The organism is Pontixanthobacter luteolus, from assembly GCF_947494915.1.
GTDB classification, from domain to species: domain Bacteria; phylum Pseudomonadota; class Alphaproteobacteria; order Sphingomonadales; family Sphingomonadaceae; genus Pontixanthobacter; species Pontixanthobacter luteolus.
This window is the reverse complement of sequence record NZ_CANLWR010000001.1, coordinates 1,586,607-1,613,594: the sequence shown is the minus strand read 5'-3', so window position 1 is coordinate 1,613,594 and position 26,988 is coordinate 1,586,607. Positions and strand designations below refer to the sequence as shown.

The window sequence follows — 26,988 nt, the reverse complement described above, 5'->3', positions numbered from 1 at the left end:
ATATTAGAAGCGGAATGTCGCGCTTGCGCTGTAGGTCTGAGCTTCAGCATTATCGCGGCCAATCGTGGTGTCGACACCGACGCCGAGACGGATCGGACCGTTGCCAAAGCTGGCCGATGCGCCAACTTCGAACCAGTCTTCATCGGTCACGTCGTAAGCAAACGGTACACCCGGACCAACGCCGTTGACGAAGTTGGCCGTGAAGAGCTGCGGACCGTCTTCGAACTCATGCACATAATCGGCATTTGCGCGAAGCTGGAAGGCGCTGTCTTCGTTGGTGCTCAACTCAAGTCCTGCACGACCCTGGAAGCTTTCGAAATTCTCGCGGTCGATGCTAAGCGCTGCGAAGCCACCTTGCTCGGAGATGCGATCGAAAGAAACCTTGGTGTAACGGGTCTCAACGCCCGGTGCCACGGTGAGGCCGCCCATGTCGATGTCATAAGAGACGCCGAGGCCTGCAGTGATACCGCCATTGGTGCCGTTGCTGACAAGTGTCTGCGGCGTGCCAAGGAAGTCCACAGTCCGTGCTGTCTTCGTATTGTAGTTCGAGAAGCTGAACTGACCTTCGAAGACCAGGCCTGCGCCTGTCTTTGCACTTCCGTAGAACGAACCGGCCCACAATTCGCTATCAGCGGTGCCACCAAGGGTAACGTCCGCATCGAGGTTCGAGTGGTAAACCGAAGCACCGATCATGGTGTTGTCGCTCGGGAAGAATTCAACACCGCCAGCGAGGAAATATCCGTCGAAGTCGGTCTGAACGTTCTGGAAGCCCGGCATCGAGTCGCCTTCACCGTTGATGAAGCCGCCTGCGAAGAACACAGCCATGCTGTCCGGAACCGCGCCTACTTCCACGTCCATGTCGTCATGGTCGGAAAGTCCCATTTCTGACAGCGCGTTCGGTGCGTAAGCCCGGGCAAGGCCGGCTTCGGCGGTGCCGAGCGGATTACCGAGCGTTGCAACCGTACCACCAGTGCTTGCGCGGCTGGAGGTAGCCATACGGCCAGCGTTGAAGTTCATCAGCTGGGTATAGCTCTGTGCAGTCAGGGTGCGGATGGCAGTTTCACCAACCGGTGCAAGACCGTTGAGCGTCGACTGAATGGTGCCAGTCGAAGCGAAGTCCAGGGCGTAAAGGTCACCAGCCAGCGGGTTCGAACGTTCCTGATCCAGAAGCTGGGCATATGCCAGCTGTACCGGGTCAGTTGCGTCAACCACGTCGACGTAGTTTCCTGCCTCGATTTCCATCAGCACAGCGTTTTCTTCATAAGTGAAGCTCTGGCTGAGGATTGCCGAGACCGTGCCTTCGACGAAGGTGTTGATCGGATTGCCATCGGTGTCGACGATGCCGCCGCCATCAGCAGTCAGAATGGTGTACTGAACACCATTGCCGTTGACCACTTGCGTGACGCCGGTGCCGAGAGCGACAACGCCGCCAACGCTGGCTTCGCCAGTTACAGCCACGGTGTCAGAAGCGCCGTTGCCGCTGATGTCGATCAGCAGGGTCGAGCCGGAGCTCAGAACCAGGTTACCATCAACCGTGAAGGTACCGATCTGACCCATCAGGCCGGGCGAGATTGCGCCCATGATGTTGGTCAGGAACGGCGTAGTTACCGTGCCGCGACCGCCCAGCAGACCGCCGAAGAGAGTGTAATCTCCGGTGGAGTTGAGCGCGCCGTTCACGGTGACTGTACCGCCGAACTGGCTGACATCGATCAGCGAGGTAAGCGAACCCTGGTCGTAGATGGTCAGTTCCGCAGGGCCGCGAACGGTCAGACGGTCGATCGTTACATCGGTGCCCAGGGTGGTGTTGCCAGCCGCCTGAAGGGTTACGTCATAGTAACGCGGGTCGACGTTGACGACTGGATCATCGCTGATAACCGGGTCGACGTTGTTCGGCACGAAGCCGGTGGCGCCTGGAAGGCCGTTGTCAATGGTCGGTGCGGGCAGTGGATCGTCGGAGAATTCCGGCGAACCGCCATCCGAAGCGAATGGCGATTCCTCAGCCAGTTCGACACCGTTGTGAGCTTCAACAGCGAGGGCGAGGCCGTCACCAAGCAGCCCATCGCGGGTTACAGCCCCGTCGAGGTCGAAGCCAGCCAGTTCGATACCATCGACTACGCCGATGCCCGAAGCCACGCCGCCGTTAAGGGTGCTGCGTGCTGGCGGAGTGTCATCGCCTGTGCCCAGATCCTGACAACCGTCACCTGGATTGTCACCTTCCGGATCGAAGCAGACTTCACCGAAGTCTGGCGAACCGCCGGTGATGCCAGCACCCGGAGTGGTCGGCAGGCCGTTTACGACATTGCCGTCCGCGTCGATGACACGGTAGATCGGGTCAAGCGTGGTTTCCCAGTGTGAGCTGTCTTCCCAACGGCCGTCGCCAGTCTTGTTGGTGACATAGCGGTACGGGTTGGTCGCCACGATGTAATCCCAGAAGAGATACAGCGGCTGGTAGAAGCTTTCCGTGCCGTAGCTGGAGAAAGCTTGCGGGCCAAAGAAGCGCGAACCGCCAGAAAGAACGCCGATTACCAGATCTTCGTCCGAAAGCGTGTTGTTGGCTGCATCGAGGATCAGCGGGCCACCCGAGTCACCGCCAGCGGTCGTGCCTTCGAGCTCGCGCGGCTCATCCTTGTACAGGTTGAAATCGAACGGGTTGGTCTTGTTCGGATCGTCGAAATCGAGACGATACAGGCTCTGCGGCAGGTTGCCGAACGGGGCGCCGAACAGGAACGTGTTGCGTTCGTCGAACGAAGTCAGCGAACCGAGCATGTTCTCGGCTGCCTTACGGCGCCAATCGATGCCAACGGTAGCGCCCGTTGTGCCGGAACCCGAACGGCCGTAGCCGGTGATCGCCACGTGATATCCGGTGCCGTCGGCATCGGTGATCTGTTCCGGGGTCGGAAGCGGCGAGAACAGCAGGCTCCAGGTCGGCAGGTTGGCTGCCGGCGTGTCGAGCGATGCGAGCGCGATGTCTGCTTCCAAGAAACCGACCGCTTCGGGGTTGGCCAGCGAATCCTGATTGTAATAGATGCGGTTCACATTGAAGACCGCAAGATCGGGATTGCTGGTGAAGTTGTTGTTGATCCAGTCGATGAAGCCGGGAAGGGCGTTTACGTTGAACGAGAATGCCGACTGGATGATGCCGTTCGTGTCGTAATCGCTTTCAGGGCGATCGTTGACGCAGTGCGCGGCGAAAAGCACGGTGCGCGGGTTGATCAGCGTGCCGGTGCAAACGAAACCATCGTTACGGAAGAACTGGCCAACACCTGCATAGACATCATCTTCATCGACGATGTCGTCAGGAGTGAAATTGTCGTTCGGGACAATTGCGTTGGCGGGCGAACTGACTGCTGCGAGCGCAAGCGCAAAAGGCGCGGCCCCAGCCATCAGACGCCCGAAGCGGGTACGATCGGAAGACTTCTTCATGTGTTGTGATCCCTGATTAAGTTGATCGGCCAGATATTTCTTAGCCTTACAGATAAATCTGCAACCTCAAGGAGACTAACGATTGATTCAGTGATGCCAAAGACAAAGCGGCGACTGGATGAATCCAGCCGCCGCCTGTTGCAATTCTGCCGCAGTATGCGTTTGCGCGTTAGACGCTGTAATACATATCGAATTCGACAGAAGTCGGCGTGGTTTCCCAGCGGCTGACCTCTTCCCATTTCAGTTCGGTGTATGCGAGGATCTGATCCGTGCTGAATACATCGCCCTGCAGCAGGAAATCGTGATCCGCCTCGAGCGCTTCCAGTGCTTCACGAAGCGAAGCGCAAACGGTTGGCACTTCTGACAATTCAGCCGGGGGAAGGTCGTAGAGATTCTTGTCCATCGCCTCGCCCGGGTGGATCTTGTTCTGGATCCCGTCCAGGCCAGCCATCAGCAGCGCCGAATAGGCGAGGTAGGGGTTGGCCATCGCGTCAGGGAAGCGGAACTCTACTCGCTTGGCCTTGTCGCCAGCGCCGTAAGGAATGCGGCACGATGCCGAACGGTTACGAGCCGAGTATGCCAGCAGAACCGGTGCCTCGAACCCGGGGACCAGGCGTTTGTAGCTGTTGGTGGTCGGGTTGGTGAAAGCATTCAGTGCCTTGGCATGTTTGATCACGCCGCCAATGTAATACAGGCAGTTGTCGCTCAGGCCCGCATAGCCGTTGCCTGCGAAGGTCGGTTTGCCATTTTCCCAGATCGACATGTGGGTGTGCATGCCGCTGCCGTTATCTTCCTTGATCGGCTTCGGCATGAACGTGGCGGTCTTGCCATAGGCATGCGCCACCTGATGAACGACGTATTTGTAGACCTGCATACGGTCGGCCGTTTCAACCAGCGTGCCAAAGGTCAGGCCCAGTTCGTGCTGCGCGGCGGCAACTTCGTGATGGTGCTTGTCGCATGGCAGGCCCATTTCGAGCATGGTCGCGACCATTTCGCCGCGAATGTCCATGCAGCTGTCGACCGGAGCGACTGGGAAATAGCCGCCCTTTTCACGGGGGCGGTGGGCCATGTTGCCCGCTTCATATTCCCTGCCCGAATTGGTCGGGAGCTCGATATCGTCGATCATGAAGCCCGAACCGGCATAGCCGTCTTCGAAGCGAACATCGTCGAACATGAAGAATTCGGCTTCTGGGCCGACATAGATCGTGTCGCCGATACCGGTCGATTTCAGATAGGATTCGGCGCGCTTGGCAGTCGAACGGGGATCGCGGCTGTAAAGGTCGCCGGTCGATGGTTCGACGATATCGCAGTTGATGATCATCATTGGCGTTGCGCTGAACGGGTCCATGTAAATCGCATCAAGATCCGGCTTCAGAATCATGTCGGATTCGTTGATCGCTTTCCAACCAGCGATTGAGGAACCATCAAACATCAGCCCGTCTTCGAGCTCGTCTTCGCCCATGACGCTCGCGACCATCGAAAGGTGCTGCCATTTGCCCTTCGGATCGGTGAAGCGCAGATCGACCCACTCGATGTCGTTTTCCTTGATCTGCTTGATGATGTCTTTTGCGGTGGCCATAAATTTTCCTCTTAATCGGAAAGATTGGGAAGGGCGGTCGAATTGTCGGTTGCGGCCCGCCCTGTGCGGCCACAACCAGAAAAACCTAGATTGCGTCGTCGTCTTTTTCGCCGGTGCGGATGCGCAGCGCGCTTTCGATCGGAGTCACGAAGATTTTGCCGTCGCCGATGCGTCCGGTCTGGGCGGCGGCTGCGACAGCTTCGATTACGCGTTCGGCAATCGTGTCGGACACCACGACTTCCAGCTTCACCTTGGGCAGAAAGTCGACGACATATTCAGCGCCGCGGTAAAGTTCGGTGTGCCCCTTCTGCCGCCCGAAGCCCTTGGCCTCGGTCACGGTAATACCGGACACGCCAATTTCATGCAGCGCCTCCTTCACTTCGTCGAGCTTGAAGGGCTTGATGATCGCTTCGATCTTTTTCACACGGTCCTCTTTCAAAATCCGGGGCCTTGCCCCTGCGCAACTTGCCAGCATCGCAGACCTGTGCGGCGCGATACTGGCTAGTCGGACACTTCGTGTCCTGACTATCCAAGAACTGTGCCAAATGCGGAGCGTAGGCGCAATGCGCGTTTCTTGTCGCAAAACATCTTGGAAATACGGGGTTTTTTAGAGCAGGGCCAAAGCTGCGAGTCAAAGCAAGATGCCTCGGTGCGGCGAATCTGCCCGAATCGAAAGCAGGGAGTGCCTAAATTTCAGGCAGACAGGCTAAGGCCGGTTTCTTCGGGCAATCCAGCCATCAGGTTGAGAGATTGCACGGCCGCGCCGCTTGCGCCCTTGCCGAGATTGTCGAGCTGCGCGATCAGCCGCACCTGTTCGCCGTTTGCGTCGGCGAAAACATGCAGCGTCATTCCGTCCCATGGTGCAGCGTCCTTGCGCAGCAACAATTCACCGATCTCTGTGCCAAACGGGGCGACATTCACCACGGCAGAGCTGGCGTAATGCTGTGAAAGCGCGCCGTGCAGATCTGCAGGTGAGGCCGAGGTTTCAAGGCAGGCCAGCGGAACCGGAATTTCCACGAACATGCCGCGATGTGCATCGATGACTGCCGGAGCGAAAATCGGCGCATGGGCCAGACCCGCATAATGCTGCATTTCGCCCAGATGCTTGTGGCCCATGGCAAGGCCATAACCGCGCCACGCAATCGAACGGTCCTGTTCAAACCGGTCGATAAGCGCATTTCCGCCTCCCGAATATCCGGAAACAGCGTTCACTGACCATGGCCAGTCGGACGGCAGTAAGCCTGAGCGCACCAGCGGAGCGAGCAACGCAAGGAAGCCTGTGGGATAACAGCCGGGATTGGCGACGCGCAGGGCATTGGCGATTGCGGCCTGACCTACAAGTTCAGGGAATCCATAAGCCCAGCCATTGGCGACGCGGTGTGCGGTCGACGCATCGATGACCCGCGTTGTGCTGTTGTCGATCATACCGACCGCCTCGCGTGCAGCGTCATCGGGCAGGCAAAGCACCGCAATATCGCAAGAATTCAGTGCATCGCGGCGCGCATTGGCGTCTTTACGCTGATCGTCGCCGAGCACGATGAGCGAAAACTCACCGCGATTTGCCAACCTGTCACGGATTTCCAGACCAGTGGTGCCAGCGGCACCATCAATGAAGACAGACAGGGTCACGCTGCTGCGGTTTCGAGCGCGCTCTTCTGGATATACCCGCTCGGCCCATCTGCACTAACGCAGCCCCAGCACCAATTTCCGGCAAAATCGAGAATTTCGAAATACGATCCGGCCTCAAGACGCATCAGGGTGTCCGAAGCATCATCTGCTGTCAGTTTCAGGTCCGCCCCGGAAGAAGCGATTTTTCCGATTTGAGGCACGACATAATGCGGAACCAGATACCGGTCTGCGAGCGCAATATGCGCCAGATCGCCGCGCAAGGGCAACGTCCCTGGTTTCGGGCGCGCAACGGGGCCCTTCAATCCCAGATCACCTTTCGGCAAATCGTATTGCGCCTTGCTGCTCACGTTGACTGTCTGCCCCTAATCGTAACCGCCTTCAACCTGCTTGCAGGCGGATTGGCGCGCTTATACGCAGATAAGCTTCCCGGCAAGTTTACGCATGATGGGCGATGATTGCCCAGCCGGATCAGCCGTAACGTTGACGCAGCATGTGAAACGCAGCCCTCAGGCCATAGGCCGCGCCGCCTTTTGGGCGGCCAGGTTTTGCGAAGGGACGCCACGCGAATGTGTCGAAATGCGCCCACTCGATCCCTTCGCCGACGAATTTGTCCAGGAACAGGCCCGCGACGCTGGCACCGGCATAAGCGTTACCGTGCGCGTTGTTCACATCCGCGATTTCCGAACTCAGCCATTCGGCGTAGGCTTCGGGCAGCGGAAGGCGCCACGGCTCATCGTCATGCGCCTTGCCTGCTTCGATCAGCTCGGCTGCGGTTTCGTCGCGGCGGGTCATTAGCGCGGGGAGGTCAGGGCCCAGCGCCACGCGTGCAGCGCCGGTCAGCGTGGCAAAATCGATCAGCAATTCCGGATTGTCTTCGCTGGCACGGGTCAGTGCGTCGCCCAGAATAAGCCGACCTTCGGCGTCTGTATTGCCGATTTCGACCGTCAGCCCCTTGCGGCTGTTCAATACATCGCCGGGCCTGAAAGCGTTGCCCGCAATCGCGTTTTCGACCGCCGGGACCAACACGTGCAGCCGCACATTGAGCCCTGCATTCATAATCAGTTCGGCTAGGGCGAGCGCGTGCGCGGCACCGCCCATGTCTTTCTTCATCAATTTCATGCCGGCCGCGGATTTCACGTCGAGACCGCCGGAATCAAACGTCACGCCCTTGCCCACGATTGCCACGCGCGGGGCCTTTTCGTCGCCCCATTCCATCTGGATCAGGCGCGGCGCATGATGGCGCGCGGCAGCGCGGCCGACTGCGTGGATCATGGGATAATCGGTTTCGAGCGCATCGCCCTTGGTTACGCGGATTTCTGCCTTGTAATCCTTTGCTATCCGTTCGGCCTCGGCCTCGATTGCAGCTGGCCCCATGTCTTCGGCCGGGGTGTTGACCATATCGCAGACGAGATTGACGGCGTTTGCCTCAGCGGTCGCCGCATCGATGTGCTTTGCTTGCTTGCTGAGCAGTACTCGCGGGCCGGTCGCGTTCTCATCCTTGGTGTAGCGATCGAATATGTATTGGGCAGTAATCCAGCCATGCATGGCCGGACCGGGATCGCCGGATTTGAGGCGATAAGTGCCTTCGGGCAGAACATCGGCCAGTTTGGCGAGGCACCAACTGGACAGGTCGGCAGGATCGGCCACACCGCCAACGGCAAACCAGCTGTCGCCATCGGGCACAATCGCCACCTGATATCCGCCGCCATTAAATTTCTGTGCTTTCAGCGATGATCGCTGCCCCGCACTGAGCGTTTTGGAAAATTCATCGAAGCTGGCTGTGTTGACCAGGTGGATGGCGATGGCGTCTTGGCCGCGGTCGGCCTGGATCAATTCATGTGTTCTGCTCATGCCATACTAAGTAGCGATTGAGGCGCATGTTCCAAGCTCGCAATTTGCTGCGGGCATCGCTATGTGAGCCAGATGAACGAATATCAGGTAATCGAAGGCACCGAGACCGTCGTGCGCGACGGCACTATCAAGCTCCACGGCCAAGCCGGTTTCGAGGGTATGCGTAAGGCGGGCCAGCTGGCCGCCAGCATCCTCGATGAAATCGCGCCGATGGTTCAGCCCGGTGTGACCACTGCGGAAATTGACGACAAGGTTCGCGAACTGATGTTCGACGGCGGATCGGTGCCGGCGACGCTTGGCTATCGCGGTTACACACACAGCTGCTGCATCTCGATCAATCATGTCATCTGCCACGGTATCCCGAGCGAAAAAACGCTCAAGAGCGGCGACATCGTCAATATCGATGTTACGCCCTTGCTGGATGGATGGCATGGCGACACCAGCCGAATGTATTTTGTTGGCGATGTTCCGCTGAAAGCGCGGCGGCTGGTCGATGTAACCTATGAATGCCTGATGCTCGGGATCGATCAGGCGAAACCCGGCAACAGGTTGGGTGATATTGGTGCGGCCATTCTAGAGCATGCGCAAAAGCACCGGTACGGAGTGGTGCGCGAATTTTGCGGGCACGGGCTGGGCCGCCTGTTTCATGATGCGCCCGAGGTGATCCATGCGGCAAAGGCCGGAACCGGGCCTGAGCTTAAGCCTGGGATGTTCTTCACCATCGAACCAATGATCAATATCGGCAAGCCTTGGGCCAAAATGCTCAGTGATGGCTGGACCGCAGTTACCCGCGACAAGTCACTGTCGGCGCAGTTTGAACATTCGCTGGCAATCACTGAAACGGGCAACGAGATTTTCACTCTCAGCCCCAGGGGCCTGCACCAGCCGCCTTACGATTAGGTTTCGCGCGCGGCCCTGAGCGCCGCGCCGCCAGCGAACGGGGCAATCGCCACCAGCACCAGGCTAATCGCTGCGCATAGCGCGATGCCGCTGGCATCTCCGCGCGCAAGACTGCCCGCACCGAAAATCAGGATCGGCACGGCTAGTGGTATCAGCATCAGGCCCGACAACGCAGCACCCCCGCGGAGGCTTGCGGTTAGGGCAGCGATCATCACGCCGATTGCTGCAAGCCCCGGCGTACCCGCCAGAAGGCCGAGCATCACCAGCCGAACGCTGCCATCCTCCAGCCCCAACAATGCAGCAGCGGGCAGGGCGGAAAACAGCAGCAGCGGTGCAAAACTGAGCCAGTGGGCGGTGATGCGGACAGCGATAACCGCCTCATCCGAAATGCCCCGCAGGGCCAATTGATCAAACACCCCCAGTTCGAGATCAGGGGCGATCAGCCTGTCCAGCGGCAGTATCGACGCGAGCAATGCGGCAATCCAGATCACCCCGCCGCCAGTTCGCGCCAACAGCGGTGCATCGGGGCCGACCGCGAAGGGATAGAGCATCGCAACGGCCAGGAAAAACAGCAGCGGCAGCAACGTGCCCCCGCTTTTTCCGCCGGGCAGCAACAGACTCAGATCGCGCCGCAGAAGCTGCCAGATCACAGGGCATACTCCTCTAGCGGCAGCGTTTCGCAATCGGGCAAATCCATCGCCTGATGGGACGCGATCACGCAAATACCGCCATCGCTGCAATGCAATTTGATCAGCGCAGTGATGCGTTTGCGCGCCTCTGCGTCCAATCCGTTAAGCGGTTCGTCGAGCAGCCATATCGGTGCGCCTTGGTTGACCAATCTCGCAAATGCGGCACGTTTTCTTTGGCCGGTCGAAAGATAGCGGAAGGGCACATCCAGCAAGCTGTCCATGTCGAGAACGGAGGCGATTTCGCCGGCATCATCACACCGGTCGGCCCGGCCCCAGAATTGCAGTGCCTTGCCAAGTGGCAATTGCGGATCGAGCGCGGGGTTTTCGTCGAGGAGGGCCACCGTTCCAGTTCGCTGGACCGATCCCGAATAGGGGCGCAGCAATCCGGCCAGAATCCGCATGAGGCTGGACTTGCCGATGCCGTTGGAGCCGGTGATGTGCAAAGCAGACCCGCCGACCATGGCCAATCCCAGATCGCGGAAAAGCACACGATCTCCGCGCCGGCAGGCAAGTTCGGATGCGGATAGGCTGCAGGCTTGCATGGCGCTGCCCGATAGGGGAAAGGCTGGCCGGTAACAAGCGCCACCATGCGTGGCGGGTCGCCGCGCGGCCAGTCCGCAGAGCACAATCACGGAGAATTACATGAGTGTCGCAAAACTAACCGAAGCAGAGCGCGATGATGCTTTGATCCAGCTGGATGGCTGGACGCTGGGCCGGGATGGTGCCGCGATCGAGCGGACCTTCAAATTCGCGAACTTCGTCGAAGCATTTGGTTTCATGACCAGTGTAGCGATCCTGGCTGAGAAACAGGATCACCACCCGGAATGGTTCAACGTCTATAAGCGCGTCGAAATCACCCTGACCACGCACGATGCGGACGGATTGTCGCAGCGCGATATCAAACTGGCCAAGGCAATCGAGGAATTGCTCTAGGGTATCAGCGTCCCTTCGCGCGCGCGTGGGCCGAGGTCGAGGCTGAGGCAGCGATAAAACAGCCGGTCGCGTCCCATGGCTGCGGCCCCTGGGGTGGTGCTGATGGTGTTGTAGGCACCGCATTCAGTATCAAAAATGGCCTGCTCGGCATCGGTGCGGGGATCGGCTGTGCCGCCCACCATCTCACCAGCAGGGCGGTATTCGCGGTGCGGTTCGCCGTAGAGCAGGCGAAACGCATCGAGCGCTGCGGTGTGATAGATGGTGCCGTGGGTTTCGCTGTCATTCAGCGGGACATAGGCCCATTTCCAATCGGCCGGTGCACTGCTGCGAAACGCGTCTACCAGTCGTTCGACACCTTCCTCGTGCCGGTAGCCTTCATTGGCAAGCGTCAGGTAAATCCGTTCCTTGCCGCCAGCGGCAGCCGGGATCATTGATGCGGCCTCGCGCGCCAATTTCATGTCATCGAACCACATGGAAGGCGAAACGGCGATCCAGTCATCGAACAGGTCAGGCTGCTTCATCAGGGTATCCATGATGAACAGCCCGGCCAGCGATTCCCCCATGACGGCGTTATGACCATCGGTGCGGAAATTGGCCTCCACCCAGGGTTTTACATCCTTAGCAATGAAGCGCCGAAAATTCTCCGACCCGCCCGGCGTGGCGCCCAGACTTTCTTCATATTCTGCCAGCGCCTCTGGCCGGACCCGGGGCGAAATTTCCGCCCGGCGGTTCACTGTCTCGATCCCGACCAGAATGAACCGGCCAAAGCTCCAATTCATGTCGCGGCTCTGTGCAATCCCGGCGATATGCGGGAAATCCTGCTCCGGACCGCCATCGATCACATAGACCACGGGAAATTGTTTTTCGGGCTGTTCGACGTATCCGGCTGGCAGACGCACGGTCACGCGCCGCTCGCCCTCGAATGCTGTCGCCGGAATGGAATAGGTCATACCGATCGAAACTGGTTCACCGCCAGCAGGCTGGGCGGCAATATTGTGCGGCAGCAGTGCAAGCGCGGCGGCGCACGCTATCATTGGAAATTTCATACGGAGCCTATTTGCCAAGGGGGCGGAAGGATGAACGTGTCTGTTTGCGCACCCGGCCCGGGATCCAGCGAGCAGCAAAGCCAATCTGCTTTGCGGTCTTGCCAACCAGCGTATGCAATTTGTCGCTATGCACGGCGTCCCATGCAGCTTTCGCGACTTCTTCAACCGGAGTAATTTCAAGACCGGCATCGGTTACGCGGGCACGAATGGCCTCGTTCGCCCCGTGGTTGGGGGTCTTGTCGAGCAACGGCGTGTCGATGAAGCTGGGGCACAGCGACCGCACATTAATGCCATCGTCCGCCCATTCACCGTCCAGGCTTTCAGTAATGCCGCGCACGCCAAACTTTGTCGCGCTGTAAACCGATGCGCCCGGTGTGCCGTAGACACCGGCTGCACTTGCGGTGTTCAGTAGGCAGCTGCCCGGCGCGGTTTTCTTCAGATGCGGATAGGCTGCCTGCGCGCCAAACAGCACGCCTTTCAGATTGATATCCAGGCAGCGTTCGATTTCATCGGTGCTGTTTTCGATCAACGAGCCGCCGATCGGGATCCCGGCATTGTTGGCGACCACGTCAATCCGCCCTCCGGCAGCGACAGAGAATGCTTCCAACGCGGTATCCCACGCATCCCGCTCGCGAACGTCAAGCACACGGCTGTAGGAATAACCGCCGGGCAGCAAAGCTTCGGTACCCTTCATCCCTTCCGCGTCGATATCGGCAAGGCCGATGAACCAGCCGCGCTCGCCGAAATATTGCGCGATAGCGCGGCCGATGCCCGACCCGCCGCCTGTAATGAAAATAGCTTTCCGCTCGCTCACAAATGCTCTCCCAACAAATAAGCCGCCCGGGGACCTAACCCCGCGCGGCTCGTTTGTCAGCAGCGGCGGCAAATTTACCCGCCGAGGGCTTCTTCAAGGCCCTTCACATGTTCTGCGCCCTCGATGATTTCAGCGGTCGATCCGCTCACCGTGTCGCCAATCGGTTCAGCGCGCCCGCCAAGGCAGGTGGCGAGGAAATTCTCTGTCACTGCGTTGAAGGCGATGTTGTTGTTTGGCTTCGCGAAACCGTGTCCTTCGTCGGGATACAGCACATAGGTCACGGGGATGCCGTGTTCCTTCATTGCGCCCACAATCTGGTCGCTTTCCGCCTGTTTTACCCTCGGATCGTTGGCACCCTGACCGATCAGGAGCGGTTTTACGATCTTGTCTGCCGAATAGAGCGGGCTGCGCTCTTTCAACATTGCGAGCCCTTCCGGCGTGTTGGGATTGCCCATGCGTTCGTGGAACTGAGCAATCAGCGGTTCCCAGTAAGGCGGGATGGTTTCCAGCAGGGTTTCGAGGTTGGACGGGCCGACGATATCGACACCGCAGGCGAATTTGTCGGGCGTGAACGTCAGCCCCGCGAGCGTTGCATAGCCGCCATAGGAACCGCCCATAATCGCTACCTGATCTGCACGGGTCACTCCGTTATCGATCGCCCAATGGACCGCGTCGATCAGGTCATCGTGCATTTTCTTGCCCCATTCCAGGTCGCCGGCGGATATGAAATCCTTGCCGAAACCGGTGGAGCCGCGGAAGTTGACGCTCATCACGGCATAACCGCGATTGGCCAGCCACTGATGGTATGAATTGAACCCGAAACCGTCGCGTGCCCAGGGGCCGCCATGAACCAGCAGGATCATCGGAACGGCCGCATCGGGAACCCCGTCGCCATCGCTATCGCTGCCTGGCGGCAGGGTGAGGTAGGAAGGCAGCGTCAACCCGTCGCGCGATTTCAGTTCCAGCGTGTGCATCGTCTGCAGCGGCGCCCCGACCAGTTCGGGCCGGGTGGTGTAGAATTCCGTCAGCGTCTTTGCAGGGCGGTCATAAATGAACGTTTTGCTGGGTGCGGTTAGCGGGTCGTTCCAGACGATCCACTTCGTGTCGTCCTCCGTCCGCGACTGGACGCCAAATTCGCCCTCCAGCCGCTCGCCCAGCCAATCGAGCGAAGACTTCACGTCCTGGTCGATCGCGGTCCATTCGGTGGTGAGATAGGTGAAGCTGTAAGCCTCGATCTCGCCAGTCTTGGGGTCCTGCATGGCGCCGCCAATGTCGGCCTTTTCATTCTCTGCAATTACGGTCTTTTCGCCGGTTGCCACATCCTGGGCGATCAGCGCGGCGGTGTTTCGGCCGCGGCTGTCGATCCAGTACATAGTCTTGCCATCGGTGGTGAAGCCGGCGGGCTGTGTGGTCAGCGAATCCGCCAGACCGGAACTCTCGCTTGGCTCGGCAGCAATCTCGCCATTTGTGACAGGGAAGAAATCCATACCCCCCGATGCGTTGGGCCGCACGGCCATCCGCAGGTCAAGATTATCATCCGCGAGGAAACCGGCATAACCGTTATTTTCCAGCACCAGCGTCAATTCGCCGGTGTTAAGGTCCAGCAGATAGGGATCATGGAACCTCGCATCGCGGTTGTTCAGGCCGACCAGCATCTTGTCGCGGATTGTTTCGGAGGTTCCGAAAACCTGAACCCGGGTTTCTTCAAAGGGGGTCAGCGTGCGTTCCTTGCCGCTCGCCACGTCGATCCCGTAAAGCAGGAAGTTCTCATCGCCGCCCTTATCCTGAATGTACAGCAGGCTGCGCGAATCCGGGGCCCAGAAATACTGCCTGATCGGCCTGTCGGCGGCGCTGGTCATCACTTTGGCAGCGGCGGGATCGGATGCCGGTGCAATCCACACATTCAGCACGCCGTCTTTGGGCGCGAGCCAGCTCAGCCATTGGCCATCGGGGCTCAATTGGCCGGATGCGCGCGTGGGGTTACCGAACAAATCCTCGCGCGGGATCAACGGGGCGGCTTGTGCTGGTGTATTCATTCCTGATGTCGTCTCCGCATGATGGTCTGCCGCAGCACTGCCGGGCAGGGATATCGCCAATGCCGCGAATGCGCAGCCGGCGAACAAATTCCTGGATAGTGATCTGAATTTCATGACAACTCTCCCTTCAGGCAACATAGGAAGAGGATAGGCAAAGGCCATGGCCGGATTATGACTATTCGACAAACCAACGAATTGGGCGGGCGAAATGCTCGAGCTGTCAATATCGTTATGAATTGCATATCGCTTGGGTTAATGGGGCATCTTCAGCTTCACGGATAAGGGGGAATCCAATGACGAAGACCGAGCCACAGAAAAACATTCCATCGGCACAATGGTCCAAACCTACGGTGCGGACAGTTGCCTCAGTCGGGCAAACTCGTGGGGGTTTCCTATCCAACGCGGCCCGGCCGGAATCTGTTTTCTACAATCCGTCGTAAGGCTGCCTTCGTTTTGCATGCTGTGGTCGTCCATTCCGCGAATGGGTACCATCGGTCAGCGTAGGGTGCGCGCGCCGTAAAAGGTCGTGACCGGGTGTGTGGGTATAGCCTGGCCCCCTTGCAAACCCGGCAGTTGCAATGCTAACAAGGCCTTAAGGTCGTATCGTAAGAACAAATCTTTGAAATTTAACGGGGTATTTATGTCCAAAGATACGAAATTGAATCAGGTTCAGGCCAAGTCTTGGTCGAAACCGCAGGTAAAATCGATCACACCGCTTAAGCGGACTATGGGCGGTCCAACTGGTGGTCGCACGATTGAGGATACTTTCTACAATCCCTCATGAGGTTTGCGCCTTATAAGGTTTACGTTTGCTGATGCCGCGCCCTGATACAGGGGCGATGACGGTTCCAGGCGAAGCAGCATAATTGAGAATGCGCTAGCGCGCCGCACTGATGATCGCTGATCTGGGTGCGGCGCGTTTTGTTTTACGGAAAGAATATGGCGATCCTCGGCAGTCCGGATCTGTGCCTTGTCGCCCGCCCGTTGGTGGACTGTTTGCCGTCAGGGCGCGTTATATTCTCGTAAAGTCTGTCAGCCCTGCCGGTCTTTGCCCAGTTCGCGGGAATAGTCGCGCCCACTTGCAATTATGGTAGTTCGAATGCTATCAAGGCTTTAAGGTCGTATCGTAAGAAAAAATATTCGCAGTTTTAAAGAGGTATTTATGTCCAAAGATACGAAATCCGATCAAGTTCAGGCTAAGTCCTGGTCGAAACCGCAGGTAAAATCGATTACACCGCTTAAGCGGACCATGGGCGGCGCGGTTCGCCGCACGATTGAGGATCCTTTCTACAATCCCTCATGAGGTTTGCGCCTCATAAGATTTGCGTTTGTTGATGCCGCGCCCTGATAAGGGGGCAATGACGGTTCCAGACGAAGCAGCATAAATTGAGAATGCGCTAGCGCGCCGCACTGATGATCGCTGATCTGGGTGCGGCGCGTTTTGTTCTACGGAAAGAATATGGCGATCCCCGGCAGTCCGGGTCTGTGCCTTGTCGCCCGCCCGTTGGTGGACTGACTGCCGACAGCTGGCTCAATGATCGTTATCCCCGGAGAGCATGTCACTCAAATGTTCTGCTTGCGATCTAGCCACTTTTGGGGTCTCTGATTCGCTAAGCAGTTTTGGGGGATGGTTCATGAGTAAGTTTGATCGTAGCAAAAGCGATGCAGCGCAGGCCAAGCGTTGGAGCAAACCGAGTGTTGAAACCGTCGCCGGCGTAAACAAAACTCGTGGCGGCGCAGATGTGCGGCCATCTGAGGTTGGCCCCTTTTACACGCCTTCCTGACGCACAATACCCCTGCCTAAAGGGCGGGGTTATCGTAACAATGCCATGAAAAAATCGCCAGCGCGCCGCGGTGCGGGCTGTACGGCTGCGCCAATTCGCGTGCCTCCTTCTCGCTCGGGCGTGCGGGCAGGCTCAGGATTTTATGCAGGGCCACTTGCACGGCAAGGTCGCCCGCAGGCCAGATATCGGGGCGGCCCTCCGCGAAAAGGAGGTAGATTTCCGCTGACCACCGCCCGATGCCCTTGATCCTGGTCAGTTCCGTGATGGCTTCTTCGTCGTCTGCCGGAAGTTCGCTTAGATCGAGTTCTTCACTGACCACCAGTTCGCAGAGCGACCGGGCATAGCCCTGTTTCTGGCGCGATAATCCGCAGGCCCGTAGCGTGTCGAAATCCCGGGCGAGCAATTCGTCCGGGGCGATATCTTCGCCCAGCTCAACCTCCAGCTTGTTCCACACAGATGCGGCTGCCGCCACGCTGACCTGCTGCCCCACAATCGTGCGCAGCAAGGTGCGATAGCCGGTCGGGCGGATGCGCGGTTCGGGATAACCTGCGGCGTCCAGCGCAGCCGCAAACGCAGGTTCGACCGCCGCCGCATGATCCACGCCCTCCCTGATTTGGTCTTTCGACAAGCCCATAGTGTGTCCTCCTGCCTTGCAAATCGGCGAGGGCTCTTTTAGCAGCCACGCCGAACGGCCAATCCGGCCGACCTTTTATGGAGCCTGCTCATCATGCCCAAGCTGATTGTCGTCAACCGTGCCGGTGAAGAATCGACCGTTGAAGTCGAAGACGGCCTGACCGTTATGGAAGCAATCCGGGACAACGGTTTCGATGAATTGCTGGCGCTGTGCGGCGGCTGCTGTTCGTGCGCGACCTGTCACGTGCTGGTCGACCCGGCATTCTCCGACAAGCTGCCTGAAATGTCGGAAGACGAAGACGACCTGCTGGAAAGCTCTGACCACCGCGCGCAGAATTCGCGCCTGTCATGCCAGGTGCCTTTCACCAGCGATCTCGACGGTCTCAAAGTCACCATCGCACCTGAAGATTGATTTTAACGCTGAAAGAGCAATTGCATTGCTCTTGACGGCGCAGCTTCCTAGTTCAGGCTCATGACAGCACCACAATTGCGCGATGATACGCTTGAACTGATCGGCAACACGCCGCTCGTCCTGTTGCAGGGACCGAGCGAGGCGGCGGGCTGCGAAATATACGGCAAATGCGAATTTGCGAACCCTGGCGCTTCGGTGAAAGATCGGGCGGCGCTGGGAATAATTCGCGATGCAGAGGCGCGCGGCGATCTGAAGCCCGGCGGTACCATCGTTGAAGGGACAGCCGGAAACACCGGTATCGGTATCGCTCTGGTGGCAAATGCGCTGGGCTACAAAACCATCATCGTGATGCCGGACAACCAGTCGAAGGAAAAGATGGATACGCTGCGGGCGCTTGGCGCGCAGCTGGTCACCGTTCCGCCGACCAAGTTTTCTGATTGCAATCATTTCGTCCACACATCGCGCCGGCTGGCTGAAGAAACCGATGGGGCGATCTGGGCCAACCAATTCGACAATACGGCTAATCGCAAGGTCCACATCGAAACTACCGCTGCCGAATTGTGGGAGCAGATGGAGGGCCGGATTGACGGCTTTACCTGTGCTGCCGGAACCGGCGGAACGATTGCCGGTGTCGGTCTTGGGCTGAAGGCGTTCGACGAAGACATCCGGATCGCCCTGACCGACCCGCACGGCGCGGCGCTTTTCAGCTATTTTGCCGAAGGCGAGCTCAAGGCCGAAGGCAGCTCCGTAGCGGAGGGTATCGGACAGGGCCGCATCACCGCCAATCTGGAAGGTGCGCCGATCGATACACAGTTCCGGATTTCCGACGAGGAAGGTCTGGATTGGGTTTCGCGGTTGCTGCGTGAAGAGGGGCTGTGCCTCGGCCTTTCTTCCGGCATCAATGTTGCCGGGGCAATCGCGCTGGGCCGCCAATTGGTCGAAGAAGGGCGGGAAAAGCCGCGTGTAGCGACGATCCTATGCGACACCGGGTTCCGCTATCTGTCCACGATTTACAATGCCGACTGGCTGGAAGAAAAAGGCCTGCCGGTTTTCGAATGGCTGCGCGACTGACCCATTAGCTCTTGGCGCGCATGCCGGGACGGTCTAGATTCCAGAAATGGCAAATCGTTTTTTTGAACGCATCATGCACGGGCCGGCAGATGCCGTCGGGCAAACGCCGCTGGGCGGAACCCGGTCGCAGGCGCTGCAACGTCTCCAGATCGGGATCAGCGGCATTATCGTGATGATCATGCTTGTCGCGCTCGCAGACGTCATTCGCGACCGGGCGGACCAGGCGGATGCCGAAAGCGTGCCGGAAGCTGCCGCGACCACCGCACCAATGCCGAGCGCATCGGTCCAGAGCGATCCGCTGGCAGAAGCCGGTGTGGTGCCGGATCTGCCTGCGGAACCGACCGCAGCTCCAACTCAGGAATCGGCGATCCTGCCTGAGCAGGGCCTGAGCTCAGAAACCGAATAAATGGGCACCGCAAGATCGGTTGCGGCTTGCATCTGCGCTGCGTTGTTGGTGCTTGCCAGCTCTGTGTGCGCTGATCAGGCGGAAGAGGTAGTGCAGGCACCGCAAAGGCCATCGCTGGGCCTGATGACGTCCCTGCCAATCTACTGGCCCAGTCAATCAGACATCTCAGCTGCGATTTCCCCCGATGCAGAAGCGCCTTGGGTCAGGCGATTGCTGGAAGAGCGATATGAACTGACGCCGCTCGACACTTTAGCCGGACAGGGCGCGGTAACGCCTTCATCTGCATTATCGGCAGTAGATTATCTCATCCTGGCTCAAGCGGCTCCATTACCGCCAGCCGACTACGTTGCCTTGGATGAATGGGTGAAGGCAGGCGGTCAGGTGCTGATATTTGCCGATCCGGTTCTGACCCAGCACTCGCAGTTCGGGCTTGGCGACAAGAGGCGGCCTCAGGATATCGCGATGCTGGGGCCGATCCTCTCTCGGTGGGGGCTTGAGCTCGGGGTAGGGCCGGACACTTCGGGAGAAGCGCTGTGGAGCAGCTTTGCCATCCCGGTCGAAGCGCCTGGCGTGCTTGCTGCGCGTGGCAGCGAATTTGCGGATTGCGAAATTCAGGCGGCGGGTCTGGTGGCGCAATGCCAGGTCGGGGAAGGGCGCGCGACAGTCATCGCGGATGCAGCAATTCTCGATACCGAATTGGCGGACGAGGCGCGGATAGAGGCGCTCGGCAGTATGCTTCAGCGGACATTCGGTCGTGACTGAACGCCGTTCGGGGATTTCACGGGATGGAGCGGAGTCGCGCCCCGGGATCGACGGGGATTTCGCGGGAGGCGTGTTGTTTTCAAGGCTTTTTATGCGAATATCAGGCTTAGGGTTAAGGATATTTAGCTAGGTAAAACATATACTTATCAGCATATCCCCACTAAACCCTTAATTTTCCCTTCCATCCCCGCATCTCGCGGGGTAATACCGTCTTCCATCAGGCAAGACGTTTTTTGCTGCGCTCTGATTCTTCGGGGCGAGCCACCCGAGCTTATGCGCGGGCGGGAGCGGAGAAGGCGTGCCTCAGGGGTTTTGTTCGGCAGAGGATTGGGGCGAAGTGGCGGGAGCACTTCATAGTTACAGTGGACAGGCTTTGACCCTTCTGGGGGACAAAGGTCGGTTCGTTGTGCCTTCCGACTTCAGAAAAACCGTCAAGGAATCCAGCGATGGGCATCGCATCCTTTGCCTTGCCAAGCATGACCGCTGGGATTGTCTGGTTGGCTTCGGCCTTTCCCGAGAAGCAGAGCTTGAAACCCAGCTTGACCGCGAAGAAGATGCCGCCCTGCGCCTTGGCCGCGAATACGACCGTGAACTGCGCGCTAGCCAGTTGTTCGGTTTCGAGAAAATTCCCTTTGATGACAGCGGCCGCTTCACCATGCCCGACTTCATAAAGGCCGATGGCCTGATCGAAGACGCACTGTTCTTTCGCGGTGGCGGCCGGTTCTTCACAATCTGGAACCCGCAAGTCCTCGACCGGCAGGGCGACGAATGGCGTGCTGCGAAAGCCGGTTGCCAAGGGTTGCTGGCCGACATTGCGGCGAAGGCGAAGCGCAAATGACCGGCGATCCCAACACAGCTGCGAACACCGCACCGCACATTCCCGTGCTGTTGCAAGAGGTCGTTGCGGCGCTTGCGCCCGAGCAAGGCGACGTCATCATCGACGCGACTTTCGGTGCTGGCGGATACACCCGCGCGCTGCTCGATGCAGGGGCCACCGTCCACGCTTTCGACCGCGACCCCGACGCGATCGAGGCGGGCGAGAAATGGCCTGAAACACGCGAAAATCCGCCCCGGCTTGTGCTCCATGCGCGGCGTTTCTCGGAAATGGCAGAGGCTATGAATGATGCCGGGATCGAAGCGGTCGACGGCATCACAATGGATATCGGCGTATCGTCGATGCAGCTTGATCAGGCGGAGCGCGGTTTTGCCTTCTCGGCTGATGGACCGCTCGATATGCGTATGTCGCAAGAGGGCGAAAGCGCGGCGGATTTCCTCAATTCCGCCGACGAAAACGTGATCGCCGACGTCCTTTATAATTACGGCGAAGAACGCCAGTCGCGCCGGGTCGCCCGGGCGATCGTTGCGGCGCGCCCGCTGGAGACGACCGGAGACCTCGCACGCGTGGTTCGCAAGGCGCTTGGTTACCGTCCCGGCGAATACACCAAGCGCCCGCAGAAAGACCCGGCGACCCGCAGTTTTCAGGCGATCCGCATCCATGTGAATGGGGAGCTGGACGAGCTGCACGAGGGGTTGGCCGCGGCAGAGAAACTGCTGGGCGAGGGCGGCCGTCTTGCCGTGGTCAGTTTCCACAGCCTCGAAGACCGTATCGTCAAACGTTACCTCAAGGATGCCAGCGGCAGCACCGGCGGTTCGCGTCACTTGCCGCAAATAGAATCCGAGCCGGCAATCTATCGCGATGTGTCCAAGGCAATTCGTGCTGGCGAGCGTGAAGTGAACGACAACCCCCGTTCGCGCTCCGCAACCCTGCGCTATGCCGTTCGCACAGCCGCCCCCGCGAGGGAGGCAGCATGATGCGCGGTTCGCGTCTTCGCCAGATCGGCTGGGCCGTGGTGCTGAGTGTCTGCATCACCGGTTTTGTCGCGCTCACTTTCCGTGTGAATGCCGTGAAGAGCGAAGTCCGGCTTGCCGAACGCCAGCTCATCGCGCTGGAGCGTGAGACATTGCTGCTGGAAACAGAATTTCAGACCCGCGCCAATCAGCAGCAGCTGGCCGACTGGAACCGGATCGAATTCGGTCTTTCTGCACCGAATGCGGACCAGTACCTCGAGAATGAGCGTCAGCTTGCGAGCCTGGGCGTTCCCCGCGGTGCCACCGCGCCCGAACCGATCCGTGTTGCCCGCGCTCCGGTTGAAGGTGAAGAGTCGAGCTTTGCATTGATGGTTTCGCCGCTGACCGGCGAGACTTTGCAGCCTGAACGCTCGGACGGCGGGAATACCGGCGAGCGGCGCCGCTCGCCCATGTCCGCCCCATCCTCGCTGGCAGAACGCCTGTCGCTCGATAATCCGCTGGAGCGGTCGATTGCGGAGCTGCCGGAATGAACGGGATGGCAGTCAGCACTGCAATTTCGACCAGCCGTTTCCAGCTTACATCCGTCCGCGAACTGGCTGTAGGCACGGCGCGTCTGCGGGTGCTGTGGGTTGCCATCATCTTTGCTCTGGTGGCGAGCGCGGCCGTGGCCCGGATTGGCTATCTTGGTTTCACCGATCAGACTTACCGTGCGACTTCGCTGGAAGATGCGCTGCTGCCGCCGCGCGGGGAATTAACTGATCGCAACGGTGTGCCCCTGGCGCGCGCATTCCCGGCCTATGCGCTGTGGTATAACCCCAAGGCTTTGGGCGATGCTGATAATCCGCTGGTGAAGAACCCGCGTGAAATCGCGCAGGAACTCAACCGCATTTTTCCTGAGATGGACATTGATGTCACTGCGGAAAAACTCGCGGCTGGCCGGCCGGGATATCTGCGCCGCCGCGTTCTGCCAGAACAGGCAAACGAAGTCATGGCGCTGGGCGAACTGGCGCTGGAAATGCCCCGCGAAACCGACCGCCACTATCCGCAAGGATCGATGGCAGCCCATGTGCTCGGCTATGTCGATGCCGAAGGTAAAGGCAAGGTCGGCATGGAACAGGTGCTCGACGCGCGCCTTATGGACCCGGCAGTTCGCGGAACTCCCGTCGCTCTCTCGATCGACATGCGCGCCCAAGGTGCGCTGGAAGACGAGCTGCGCCGCGGCATGCTGGCGACCAATGCGATGGGCGCCGCAGGGATCGTGCTGGACGTCGATACCGGCGAGGTCATGGCGCTTGCATCCTTGCCCGAATTTGATCCGAACAAGATTGATGCCAAGGGCGTCGACCATATGTTCAACCGGGTGACCAATCAGGTCTACGAACTCGGCTCCACCTTCAAGCCGCTCACAGTAGCAGCGGCGATCGATGCAGGCACGGTGCGAGATTTTGGTCGCCGCTATGATGCCTCGCCGGTGAAAGTTGGCCGTTTCAGCATCAAGGACAGCCACTTCATCGGCAACCACCTCAACGTGGCCGAGACGCTGATCCATTCTTCCAATACGACAACTGCACGGATCGCCGACGAGTTGGGGGCAGAGCGCCTGCGCCGCACGATGATCGACCTTGGCATGAACGAGCGGCCCTATATCGAATTGCCGGCAAAGGGTTTCCCGATCTGGCCGGGCGATGACTGGCCGCGCCTGCGCAACATGACTGTCAGCTATGGCCACGGCATTGCGGTGACACCGCTGCACCTCGCCAGCGCCTATGCTGCGATGGTAAATGGCGGTGTCTGGCGCCCTGCGACAATGCACAAGCTCGCGCCGGGCAAGGCACCCAAGGGCCGCCGTGTGTTCAAGGCATCGACTTCTTCACGGATGCGCCAGTTGCTCCGCATGATCGCAGTGTACGGCACCGGCCGCAACGCAGACGCACCCGGGTTCCGGGTCGGCGGCAAGACCGGCAGCGCGGAAAAGCCGGGTGCGGGCGGGTATCGCCGCAGCTCTCTGGTTTCGACCTTCGCCGCCGCCTTCCCGATGGACAAGCCGCGCTATGTCGTGATCGCGATGCTGGATGAACCAAAAGGCACCGCCGCAAGTTCGTTCCAGCGCACCGCCGCATGGAACGCCGCGCCGATCGTCGGCAAGCTGGTCCCGCGTATCGGGCCGATCCTCGGCGTGCGGCCCGACACCACGCGCGATATCGATATCAGCGACCTCAAACCCCTGATCGCGAAGGCTGACTGATGCGCCTGACAAAGATCGCCCAAGCCGCCGGAATCGAGTGCCCAGAGGGCGCTGAAATCAACGTCACCGGCTTCGCCATCGATAACCGCAAGGTCGCGCCGGGCACTGTGTTTGGCGCGTTCCAGGGTTCGCAGGTCAACGGCGAAGATTTCATTCCCGCCGCGGTCGAGGCAGGCGCAGTTGCCGTTGTCGCCAGGCCCGAAGCACGCGTGGAGGGCGCGGTCCACATTGCTGACCCTGAACCCCGGCGGGTATTCGCACGGCTGGCGGCACAATTCTTCCAGCCGGTGCCTGAAACAATCGTTGCGGTCACCGGCACCAACGGCAAGACTTCGACCGCCGAAATGACCCGCCAGATCTGGCGCATGTGCGGCCACCGCGCGGCATCAATCGGTACTTTGGGCGTAACAACCCCGGATGGTTCGGTTTCGACCGGACTGACTACTCCCGATATCGTCACTTTCCATTCGAACATGAGCGGACTGGCGCGTGAGGGCGTTACCCATGTTGCATTCGAAGCTTCGAGCCACGGGCTGTCCCAGTACCGCAACGAAGGCCTCCCGGTTGTGGCGGCCGGTTTTACAAATTTCAGCCGCGATCACCTCGATTATCATGCCGATATGGAGGATTACTTCGCGGCCAAGATGCGGCTTTTCGATGAAGTCGTGAATGACGATGCAACGATCGTAGTCTGGACGGGTACTGGCGAGTGGACCGAACGGGCTATCGAACACGCACAGCGGCGTAACCTGCGTGTGTTCACTGTGGGTGAGCAGGGGGCTAACGATCAAAACGGGATCCGCCTGCTCTCCCATACGCCGACCCAGCTGGGTCAGGAACTCGAGATCGAGCATGCGGGTCAGAAACGTACTATCAAACTTCCGCTGATCGGCGCCTACCAGTCTGCGAATGCGCTGGTCGCCGCAGGACTTGCGCTTGCAACGGGCGGCGATGCAGGAATGGTGTTCGATGCGGTGGGCCGCTTGCAACCGGTGCGCGGCAGGCTGGAACGAGCTTTGATTAGCCCGTCGGGGGCGCCCGTTTATGTCGATTATGCCCACACATCTGATGCGGTTGAATCTGCGATTGTCGCGCTTCGCCCCCATGTGACCGGACGCCTGATTACTGTTTTCGGTGCGGGCGGCGACCGTGACCAGGGCAAACGCGGGCCAATGGGCGAAGTTGCCGCGCGCCTGTCCGACGAAATTATCGTGACCGACGACAATCCGCGCGGTGAAGATCCGGCCGCCATCCGTGCAGCAGTGCTTGCCGGTGCCAATGGCAAGGGGCGCGAGATCGGCGACCGCCGAGAAGCGATTGAATGCGCAATGGAAATGTCGGGCAAAAACGACATCATCCTGATCGCCGGCAAGGGTCATGAGAAGGGCCAGATCATCGGCTCGGGAGAGAATACACGCGTGTTGCCATTCGACGATGTCGAGGTGGCACGCGAATGCGGCGTGAAGCTGGGCAAGGAAGCATGGGGAACCGAAGAATGAGTGCATTGAGCAACCGCCACCCTGCGCTGCGCGCATGGCCTGTTCGCAAACGCGATGCCATCGGTCTGGCATTGTGGGATGCGGCCAGCATTGCTGCGGCGACCGGCGGTACAGCCAGCTGCGATTTCCAGATTTCCGGCGTCGAAATCGATTCCCGCGATGTGCGTTCCGGGGACCTTTTCTTCGCGCTCAAAGGCGAAGCGACCGATGGGCACAAATTTCTCGACAAAGCATTTGCGAACGGTGCAACCGCAGCCGTTGTCGATCATCCGATTGAACAGCCGCACATCCTCGTGCCCGACACCAACGAAGCGCTGGAATTGCTGGCAGCCGCGGCCCGCGAACGCAGCACGGCGGTTCGTATCGGGGTAACCGGATCAGTCGGCAAAACGGGTGTGAAAGAGGCAATCTTTGCCGGTCTGGACCGCGCAAGCCACGGCGCAACGCATCGTTCCGTCCGCAGTTACAACAACCATGTCGGCGTGCCGCTCAGCCTCGTCAGAATGCCTGCGCGGAGCAAGTTCGGCGTGTTTGAAATGGGCATGAACCACGCTGGCGAAATTTCAGGCCTGACCAATCAGGTGAAGCCGCACGTGGCGGTGATCACCACGATTGCGCCGGCCCACATCGAAAACCTCGGCAGTATCGAAGCCATCGCAGATTCCAAGGCAGAGATTTTCGAAGGTATTGTGCCTGGTGGAACCGCAGTGATCCCGGCTGACAGCCCGCAATTCGAACAATTGAAAGCGGCCGCGGCGAAACACGGCGTAAACATCGTGTCGTTCGGCCGCGCGCGCCATGCCGATGTGCGTCTGCTCGATGCGATTCCATCTGCCAATGGCGGTTCGCTGGTCACGGCGGACCTCGGCGCGACGCGGCTGTGTTTTTCGGTCGCGGAGCCGGGCGACCACTGGATCAGCAATGCGCTGGCGGTCATGGCCGCTGTGCGCGCCGCTGGCGGCGATCTGGGGTCCGCCGGACTGGCGCTGGCGGAGATGGGCGGCCTGAAAGGGCGGGGCGCACGCCACCAGATCACCGCAATCAGCGGCAAGGCATTGCTGATCGACGAAAGTTACAACGCCAATCCGGCATCAATGCGCGCAACCTTGCGCCAATTGGGCCAGACGCCAGCAACGCGCCGCGTTGCGGTGCTTGGTTCTATGAAGGAACTGGGTGATTTTGCTCCCCGTTTTCATGCCCAGCTGGCCGAACCGTTGGCCGAGGCGAATGTCGATTTTGCCATATTGGTTGGTGAAGAGATGAAAGCCCTCGTCAGGGACTTGGGGAAAGGCGCTGCGGATGCGCTTGCAGGGGGACTCAGCTTCGCGCATTGCGAAGGTCCTGCAGAGGCCATTTCGGCGCTTGAAGAATTCGGAATCACGTCGGGGGACGCGATCCTGGTCAAAGGCTCCAACTCAGTTGGTCTGGGCAGGGTGGTCGCGCATTTCACGGCCAGGAACTAGAACG

General features: G+C 59.5%; 24 protein-coding genes. 12 read left to right on the top strand and 12 right to left on the bottom strand.

Annotation, left to right across the window (positions count from 1 at the left end; genetic code table 11):
* Positions 1-3: 3 nt before the first annotated feature.
* The 6 genes from PO778_RS07895 to PO778_RS07870 form a co-directional block, all read right to left on the bottom strand.
* The gene (locus PO778_RS07895; RefSeq protein ID WP_271439170.1) at positions 4-3,423 is read right to left on the bottom strand and encodes an autotransporter domain-containing protein; all 3,420 of its coding nucleotides are present in this window, start codon (positions 3,421-3,423) and stop codon (positions 4-6) included.
* Between the two features lie 169 nt (positions 3,424-3,592).
* The gene (glnA, locus tag PO778_RS07890; RefSeq protein WP_160730371.1) at positions 3,593-5,002 is read right to left on the bottom strand and encodes a type I glutamate--ammonia ligase; all 1,410 of its coding nucleotides are present in this window, start codon (positions 5,000-5,002) and stop codon (positions 3,593-3,595) included.
* A gap of 85 nt (positions 5,003-5,087) precedes the next feature.
* On the bottom strand, positions 5,088-5,426 hold the full coding sequence (locus PO778_RS07885) for a P-II family nitrogen regulator (RefSeq protein WP_160730370.1): 339 nt from the start codon (positions 5,424-5,426) through the stop codon (positions 5,088-5,090).
* A 269-nt stretch (positions 5,427-5,695) separates the two neighbouring features.
* On the bottom strand, positions 5,696-6,631 hold the full coding sequence (argC, locus tag PO778_RS07880) for an N-acetyl-gamma-glutamyl-phosphate reductase (protein ID WP_271439169.1): 936 nt from the start codon (positions 6,629-6,631) through the stop codon (positions 5,696-5,698).
* On the bottom strand, positions 6,628-6,978 hold the full coding sequence (locus PO778_RS07875) for an SH3 domain-containing protein (protein WP_271439168.1): 351 nt from the start codon (positions 6,976-6,978) through the stop codon (positions 6,628-6,630). The genes argC and PO778_RS07875 overlap by 4 nt, the downstream gene beginning before the upstream one ends.
* A gap of 121 nt (positions 6,979-7,099) precedes the next feature.
* On the bottom strand, positions 7,100-8,482 hold the full coding sequence (locus PO778_RS07870; protein ID WP_271439167.1) for a leucyl aminopeptidase family protein: 1,383 nt from the start codon (positions 8,480-8,482) through the stop codon (positions 7,100-7,102).
* Between the two features lie 72 nt (positions 8,483-8,554).
* Here PO778_RS07870 and map point away from each other — a divergent pair, with 72 nt between their 5' ends.
* Positions 8,555-9,382: a type I methionyl aminopeptidase gene (gene map, locus PO778_RS07865; RefSeq protein ID WP_271439166.1), complete on the top strand. Its 828-nt coding sequence runs from the start codon at positions 8,555-8,557 to the stop codon at positions 9,380-9,382.
* Here the strand turns inward: map and PO778_RS07860 are convergent.
* Entirely contained in the window at positions 9,379-10,032 is a 654-nt protein-coding gene (locus tag PO778_RS07860) for a heme exporter protein CcmB (protein WP_271439165.1), read from the bottom strand. The two genes, map and PO778_RS07860, sit on opposite strands and share 4 nt — an antisense overlap.
* The gene (gene ccmA / locus PO778_RS07855) at positions 10,029-10,613 is read right to left on the bottom strand and encodes a heme ABC exporter ATP-binding protein CcmA (protein WP_271439164.1); all 585 of its coding nucleotides are present in this window, start codon (positions 10,611-10,613) and stop codon (positions 10,029-10,031) included. Before ccmA ends, PO778_RS07860 begins: the two co-directional genes overlap by 4 nt.
* A 100-nt stretch (positions 10,614-10,713) precedes the next feature.
* On the opposite strand from ccmA, the gene PO778_RS07850 reads away from it, so the two are divergent.
* On the top strand, positions 10,714-11,004 hold the full coding sequence (locus tag PO778_RS07850; RefSeq protein ID WP_271439163.1) for a 4a-hydroxytetrahydrobiopterin dehydratase: 291 nt from the start codon (positions 10,714-10,716) through the stop codon (positions 11,002-11,004).
* Here the strand turns inward: PO778_RS07850 and PO778_RS07845 are convergent.
* The 4 genes from PO778_RS07845 to PO778_RS07830 all read right to left on the bottom strand — a co-directional run bounded on the left by PO778_RS07845 (position 11,001) and on the right by PO778_RS07830 (position 17,318).
* A complete protein-coding gene (locus PO778_RS07845) occupies positions 11,001-12,038 on the bottom strand; it encodes an alpha/beta hydrolase (protein ID WP_271439162.1) in 1,038 nt (345 codons plus the stop codon). The two genes, PO778_RS07850 and PO778_RS07845, sit on opposite strands and share 4 nt — an antisense overlap.
* A gap of 19 nt (positions 12,039-12,057) precedes the next feature.
* On the bottom strand, positions 12,058-12,864 hold the full coding sequence (locus tag PO778_RS07840) for an SDR family oxidoreductase (protein WP_271439161.1): 807 nt from the start codon (positions 12,862-12,864) through the stop codon (positions 12,058-12,060).
* A gap of 74 nt (positions 12,865-12,938) precedes the next feature.
* Positions 12,939-15,014: a S9 family peptidase gene (locus tag PO778_RS07835; protein WP_271439160.1), complete on the bottom strand. Its 2,076-nt coding sequence runs from the start codon at positions 15,012-15,014 to the stop codon at positions 12,939-12,941.
* A 1,686-nt stretch (positions 15,015-16,700) separates the two neighbouring features.
* Positions 16,701-17,318 (bottom strand): DNA-3-methyladenine glycosylase family protein, encoded by a 618-nt coding sequence (locus tag PO778_RS07830; protein WP_271439159.1) that lies wholly within the window; start codon positions 17,316-17,318, stop codon positions 16,701-16,703.
* A 93-nt stretch (positions 17,319-17,411) separates the two neighbouring features.
* Between PO778_RS07830 and PO778_RS07825 the strand changes: the two genes are divergently transcribed.
* The 10 genes from PO778_RS07825 to PO778_RS07780 all read left to right on the top strand — a co-directional run bounded on the left by PO778_RS07825 (position 17,412) and on the right by PO778_RS07780 (position 26,984).
* The gene (locus PO778_RS07825) at positions 17,412-17,729 is read left to right on the top strand and encodes a 2Fe-2S iron-sulfur cluster-binding protein (RefSeq protein WP_160730358.1); all 318 of its coding nucleotides are present in this window, start codon (positions 17,412-17,414) and stop codon (positions 17,727-17,729) included.
* Between the two features lie 60 nt (positions 17,730-17,789).
* Positions 17,790-18,800: a cysteine synthase A gene (locus PO778_RS07820; protein WP_271439158.1), complete on the top strand. Its 1,011-nt coding sequence runs from the start codon at positions 17,790-17,792 to the stop codon at positions 18,798-18,800.
* Positions 18,801-18,846: 46 nt separating this feature from the next.
* Entirely contained in the window at positions 18,847-19,206 is a 360-nt protein-coding gene (locus PO778_RS07815; RefSeq protein WP_271439157.1) for a tumor necrosis factor receptor family protein, read from the top strand.
* Entirely contained in the window at positions 19,207-19,968 is a 762-nt protein-coding gene (locus PO778_RS07810; RefSeq protein ID WP_271439156.1) for a motility-associated ABC transporter substrate-binding family protein, read from the top strand.
* Between the two features lie 298 nt (positions 19,969-20,266).
* Positions 20,267-20,806, top strand: a complete 540-nt coding sequence (locus tag PO778_RS07805) for a division/cell wall cluster transcriptional repressor MraZ (RefSeq protein ID WP_271439155.1) — start codon at positions 20,267-20,269, stop codon at positions 20,804-20,806.
* Positions 20,803-21,780, top strand: coding sequence for a 16S rRNA (cytosine(1402)-N(4))-methyltransferase RsmH (rsmH, locus tag PO778_RS07800; protein WP_271439154.1), 978 nt, complete (start codon positions 20,803-20,805; stop codon positions 21,778-21,780). Before PO778_RS07805 ends, rsmH begins: the two co-directional genes overlap by 4 nt.
* Positions 21,777-22,307, top strand: a complete 531-nt coding sequence (locus tag PO778_RS07795) for a hypothetical protein (RefSeq protein WP_160730353.1) — start codon at positions 21,777-21,779, stop codon at positions 22,305-22,307. The genes rsmH and PO778_RS07795 overlap by 4 nt, the downstream gene beginning before the upstream one ends.
* Entirely contained in the window at positions 22,304-24,022 is a 1,719-nt protein-coding gene (locus PO778_RS07790; protein ID WP_271439153.1) for a peptidoglycan D,D-transpeptidase FtsI family protein, read from the top strand. Before PO778_RS07795 ends, PO778_RS07790 begins: the two co-directional genes overlap by 4 nt.
* On the top strand, positions 24,022-25,521 hold the full coding sequence (locus PO778_RS07785; RefSeq protein ID WP_271439152.1) for a UDP-N-acetylmuramoyl-L-alanyl-D-glutamate--2,6-diaminopimelate ligase: 1,500 nt from the start codon (positions 24,022-24,024) through the stop codon (positions 25,519-25,521). The genes PO778_RS07790 and PO778_RS07785 overlap by 1 nt, the downstream gene beginning before the upstream one ends.
* Positions 25,518-26,984, top strand: coding sequence for a UDP-N-acetylmuramoyl-tripeptide--D-alanyl-D-alanine ligase (locus tag PO778_RS07780; RefSeq protein WP_271439151.1), 1,467 nt, complete (start codon positions 25,518-25,520; stop codon positions 26,982-26,984). Before PO778_RS07785 ends, PO778_RS07780 begins: the two co-directional genes overlap by 4 nt.
* Positions 26,985-26,988: the final 4 nt, after the last annotated feature.

Bases quoted from the DNA above. Each gene is read 5' to 3' on its own strand.
- PO778_RS07895 (WP_271439170.1), bottom strand. From the start codon at position 3,423: ATGAAGAAGTCTTCCGATCGTACCCGCTTCGGGCGTCTGATGGCTGGG.
- glnA (WP_160730371.1), bottom strand. From the start codon at position 5,002: ATGGCCACCGCAAAAGACATCATCAAGCAGATCAAGGAAAACGACATC.
- PO778_RS07870 (WP_271439167.1), bottom strand. From the start codon at position 8,482: ATGAGCAGAACACATGAATTGATCCAGGCCGACCGCGGCCAAGACGCC.
- map (WP_271439166.1), top strand. From the start codon at position 8,555: ATGAACGAATATCAGGTAATCGAAGGCACCGAGACCGTCGTGCGCGAC.
- ccmA (WP_271439164.1), bottom strand. From the start codon at position 10,613: ATGCAAGCCTGCAGCCTATCCGCATCCGAACTTGCCTGCCGGCGCGGA.
- PO778_RS07850 (WP_271439163.1), top strand. From the start codon at position 10,714: ATGAGTGTCGCAAAACTAACCGAAGCAGAGCGCGATGATGCTTTGATC.
- PO778_RS07845 (WP_271439162.1), bottom strand. From the start codon at position 12,038: ATGATAGCGTGCGCCGCCGCGCTTGCACTGCTGCCGCACAATATTGCC.
- PO778_RS07835 (WP_271439160.1), bottom strand. From the start codon at position 15,014: ATGAAATTCAGATCACTATCCAGGAATTTGTTCGCCGGCTGCGCATTC.
- PO778_RS07830 (WP_271439159.1), bottom strand. From the start codon at position 17,318: ATGGGCTTGTCGAAAGACCAAATCAGGGAGGGCGTGGATCATGCGGCG.
- PO778_RS07825 (WP_160730358.1), top strand. From the start codon at position 17,412: ATGCCCAAGCTGATTGTCGTCAACCGTGCCGGTGAAGAATCGACCGTT.
- PO778_RS07820 (WP_271439158.1), top strand. From the start codon at position 17,790: ATGACAGCACCACAATTGCGCGATGATACGCTTGAACTGATCGGCAAC.
- PO778_RS07815 (WP_271439157.1), top strand. From the start codon at position 18,847: ATGGCAAATCGTTTTTTTGAACGCATCATGCACGGGCCGGCAGATGCC.
- PO778_RS07810 (WP_271439156.1), top strand. From the start codon at position 19,207: ATGGGCACCGCAAGATCGGTTGCGGCTTGCATCTGCGCTGCGTTGTTG.
- rsmH (WP_271439154.1), top strand. From the start codon at position 20,803: ATGACCGGCGATCCCAACACAGCTGCGAACACCGCACCGCACATTCCC.
- PO778_RS07795 (WP_160730353.1), top strand. From the start codon at position 21,777: ATGATGCGCGGTTCGCGTCTTCGCCAGATCGGCTGGGCCGTGGTGCTG.
- PO778_RS07790 (WP_271439153.1), top strand. From the start codon at position 22,304: ATGAACGGGATGGCAGTCAGCACTGCAATTTCGACCAGCCGTTTCCAG.
- PO778_RS07785 (WP_271439152.1), top strand. From the start codon at position 24,022: ATGCGCCTGACAAAGATCGCCCAAGCCGCCGGAATCGAGTGCCCAGAG.
- PO778_RS07780 (WP_271439151.1), top strand. From the start codon at position 25,518: ATGAGTGCATTGAGCAACCGCCACCCTGCGCTGCGCGCATGGCCTGTT.